This window comes from Methylobacterium sp. WL116 (genome assembly GCF_008039455.1).
Classification (GTDB): domain Bacteria; phylum Pseudomonadota; class Alphaproteobacteria; order Rhizobiales; family Beijerinckiaceae; genus Methylobacterium.
This window is the reverse complement of sequence record NZ_VRUV01000497.1, coordinates 1-3,374: the sequence shown is the minus strand read 5'-3', so window position 1 is coordinate 3,374 and position 3,374 is coordinate 1. Positions and strand designations below refer to the sequence as shown.

Below are 3,374 nucleotides of genomic sequence, written 5' to 3'. Positions count from 1 at the left end.
GCGCGCACCCTTGGCCAGCGACAGCCCGGCGACGTCGAGGCTGCCGTCGGCCTGGCGCCAGCGTTCGAGCTCGCGCGCCACCGTGCCGGTGCCGAGCATCGCCGCCCGGTTGACCGTGGCGTCGAGGGTGAGGTCGGCGGGATCGGCGTTGCCGATCAGCGCATCCGCCATCGGCGCCAGGGCCTGCGACAGGCGCAGGCTGAGGTCGACCGCGCCGTCCGAATCGAATCGTCCCGGCGTCGGCCGCGCATGCAGCTCGAGGTGGCGGGCGGAGACGGCGATCGGATCGGGCGCCGCGCCGGCGACCGTCACCGAAGGCCCGTCGACCACGAGCGAGGCGCGCACGAACCCGTCCGACGCGCCGTGGAAGCTGCCTTCCAGCATCGTCCAGGTCGCGTCGCCGACGAGGTCGCCCTGTTCCACGTGAAACGGGCCCTCGGCGAGCATCAGCACGTGCCGGGGTTGGTAGACCTGCGTCACCGCGGTCAGCGGACCCAGCCGGAAGCGGCCATCGGCACGCGCGAGGCTGACCGAGGCGCAGCGCAGCTCGATCCGGAACGGATAGCCGGTGATCGACCGGTCGGCGCAGGTCCAGGTCCGTCCGGCCGCGGCCTCGCGGGCGACCCAGCCGTCCATCTCGGTGGCGGCGCGGCCGCGGAGGTAGACCCAGCCCGCCGACCACAGCAGCACCAGCGTCAGCAGCAGGATGTAGGGGAGGAACAGGCCGCGCCGGGAACGCGGCGCCTTGGGCGGGATCGCGGCGGGCTCGGCCGGGGCTTGCCCCGAAGGATCTTGCCGTACCGGATCCTGCATCGTTCGCTCCGCGCTCTCGCCCCGTCGCGGGTTCGTCCGCGATCGTCCATGCCGCACAAGGCATGAGGGGAGGCTCGGGGCGAAACTGGGGCGTGGGCGGCGTGATCCAAATCCGCATCACCTCGCCGGACCGGCGGATTCGACTTTCGATCCCGCGCGGGCCTGCCGGATATGCCGACCGCCCTGATCGAGCGGAGGGATATCAGGCGTGCGCCGGGTCCGCGCTCTCCATCGAAAGATCGTCGACGATGGCCTTGCGCTCGGCCTCGTCCTCGGCGAGCCGATGCACGTGCATCTCGGTCGCGCCGCCCTTCCGGGCGCGGGCGAGCCAGGTCCGGTGCAGGCGCTCGCGGGGGCTCTCGCCGGAGGCCGACACCGCGACCAGCTCGGCGATGCCGGCGGGATCGCGGCGGACCGCGATCACCACCGCCTCGCCCATCTCGTCGAGCTCGGGCGCGCTGAGGTCGTGGACGCCGACGACGTAGCGCCGGCCGGAACGTCCGCGCCAGGCGCTGAGCGCCAGGGCGGGGGTGCCGCGAAGGCCCGCGGTGGTCCTCAAGCGCTCTTCCCGCACGTCCTGTCTCCGTGTCCGCTCGTCCTTCAGGTCGCGCAGGGCGGCCGACCAGGACAAGGCTCTCTTGTTCGCCATTTGTTCCAACCTAGATCGGGCATCGCGCGCCCGTCAAGCGATTCGTCTCGTTCGAAGGAAATGGGAATTCGCAGGCCGATTCGCAACGTCCCGACGGTTCTCCGCGCGCACGAATCGGGCGCGCGGGTCAGGCTGGACGCGAGGTTTCGCGGCGCGGCTCCGGGACCGTGCGGGCGGCCTGCCCGAGGTCGGCGAGGCCGGCCGCGAGCAGGGCCTTCGAGGCGGTCTCGATGCGGTCCTCGACGAGGTCGAGGAAGGCGGCGCGTGCCAGCCCGGGCGGGATCGGCGGCAGGAACTCGATCACCGTGGTGCCCGGGCGGCGGACGAAGCTGCGGCGCGGCCAGTACAGCCCGGTGTTCAGCGCCACCGGCAGGCACGGCACGGAGAGCGCGGCGTAGAGGTGGGACAGGCCCTGCTTGTAGGCCGGGGCCGCGCCGGGCGCCGTCCGGGTGCCCTCGGGGAAGACGATGAGCTGGCGCCCCTGCGCGATCGCGTCGGCGGCGGCCGCGTTCATCAGGCTCATGGCGCGCGCGCCCTTCGACCGGTCGATCGCCACCATGCCGCTGCGCGACAGGAACCAGCCGATCAGCGGGATGAACAGCAGCTCGCGCTTCAGCACGTAGGCGAATTCGGGAAACACCGTGCACAGGGCCAGGGTCTCGAGCGCCGACTGGTGCTTGGCCCCGACCAGCATCGCGCCGGACGGGATGTTCTCCAGCCCGCGGAACTCCACCCGCGTGCCGGCGACCACGCGCAGCAGCCACAGCGTCACCCGCCCCCAGAACCGCGCCAGCCGCATCACCGCCCGCCCCGAGACCAGCGTCGGCAACCCGCCGAACGCGATCAGCGTCGTGGCGGCGTAGAAGCAGAGATTGAACGCGAGGGAGCGGACGGCGAGCATCGGGACCTTCTGTGACGCTCGTCCTTTAGCGCGGGGGTGCGGCCAGGGCCAAGGGCGCATCGGGCGTGACGCTTGAGGTTGTCCCCGGCCCCACCTCAATACCCTTCGGCGAGCGTGTCGCGCTGGCGCGGGTCAGCGGCGCCCGAGAGCAGGCCGCCGCTGCGCAGGATCGAGTTGGCCGAGCCCGAACTCGACCCGACCCTGACGTCGTGCCCCCGCCCCCGCAGGAGGGCAAGGGTGTCGGGCGACAGGCCCTGCTCGACCCGCAGCACGTCGGGCTTCCACTGGTGGTGGATGCGCGGCGCGTCGACGGCCTCGGCGAGGTTCATGCGGAAGTCGATCAGGTTGACGATCACGTCGAGCACGGTGGTGATGATGCGGCTGCCGCCGGGGCTGCCGGTGACGAGGTAGAGCTGCCCGTCCCGGAACAAGAAGGTCGGCGTCATCGAGGAGAGCGGCCGGGCGCCCGGCGCCACCGCGTTGGCGTCGCCGCCGACGAGCCCGTAGGCGTTCGGGGTGCCGGCCTTGGCGGAGAAGTCGTCCATCTCGTTGTTGAGCAGCACGCCGGTGCCCTCGGCCACCAGCCCGATCCCGTAGGAGAAGTTCAGGGTGTAGGTGTTGGCCACCGCGTTGCCCGCGGCATCGACCACCGAGAAGTGCGTGGTCTGGTCGGGCTCGGGCGGCAACGGGTCGCCGGCCGCGATGCTGTCGGCGGGCCGTGCCCCCTCTGGGTCGATCGCCCGCCGCAGCCGCGCCGCGTAGGATTTGGCGGTGAGGCCCTGCACCGGCACGCGGACCCGGTCCGGGTCGCCGAGCCAGGTCGCCCGGTCGGCGTAAGCCGGCTTCATCGCCTCGGCCAGGGTGTGGATCGCGGCGGCGCTGCCCGCACCCATCGCGGCGAGGTCGAAGCCCTCGAGGATGTTCAGGATCTCGATCAGGTGGACGCCGCCGGACGAGGGCGGCGGCATCGAGACCACCTCGTAGCCGCGATAGGTCCCGCGCACGGGCTGG

At 72.4% G+C, this 3,374-nt stretch carries 4 protein-coding genes; all 4 read right to left on the bottom strand.

The annotated features are described in order from the left end of the window. A partial coding sequence (locus FV223_RS23425) for a DUF2125 domain-containing protein (RefSeq protein WP_147729238.1) occupies positions 1–813 on the bottom strand: 813 nt, incomplete at its 3' end. Positions 814–1,015: 202 nt separating this feature from the next. Continuing rightward, positions 1,016–1,462, bottom strand: coding sequence for a hypothetical protein (locus FV223_RS23420; RefSeq protein WP_147729237.1), 447 nt, complete (start codon positions 1,460–1,462; stop codon positions 1,016–1,018). Between the two features lie 127 nt (positions 1,463–1,589). Then, positions 1,590–2,363: a lysophospholipid acyltransferase family protein gene (locus FV223_RS23415; RefSeq protein ID WP_147729236.1), complete on the bottom strand. Its 774-nt coding sequence runs from the start codon at positions 2,361–2,363 to the stop codon at positions 1,590–1,592. 95 nt (positions 2,364–2,458) lie between these two features. After that, positions 2,459–3,374 (bottom strand): gamma-glutamyltransferase (locus tag FV223_RS23410; RefSeq protein ID WP_187276222.1); only part of this gene is annotated, 916 nt, incomplete at its 5' end.

Excerpts from the sequence above, each read along its gene's own strand:
- FV223_RS23420 (WP_147729237.1), bottom strand. The coding sequence starts at position 1,462 with ATGGCGAACAAGAGAGCCTTGTCCTGGTCGGCCGCCCTGCGCGACCTG.
- FV223_RS23415 (WP_147729236.1), bottom strand. The coding sequence starts at position 2,363 with ATGCTCGCCGTCCGCTCCCTCGCGTTCAATCTCTGCTTCTACGCCGCC.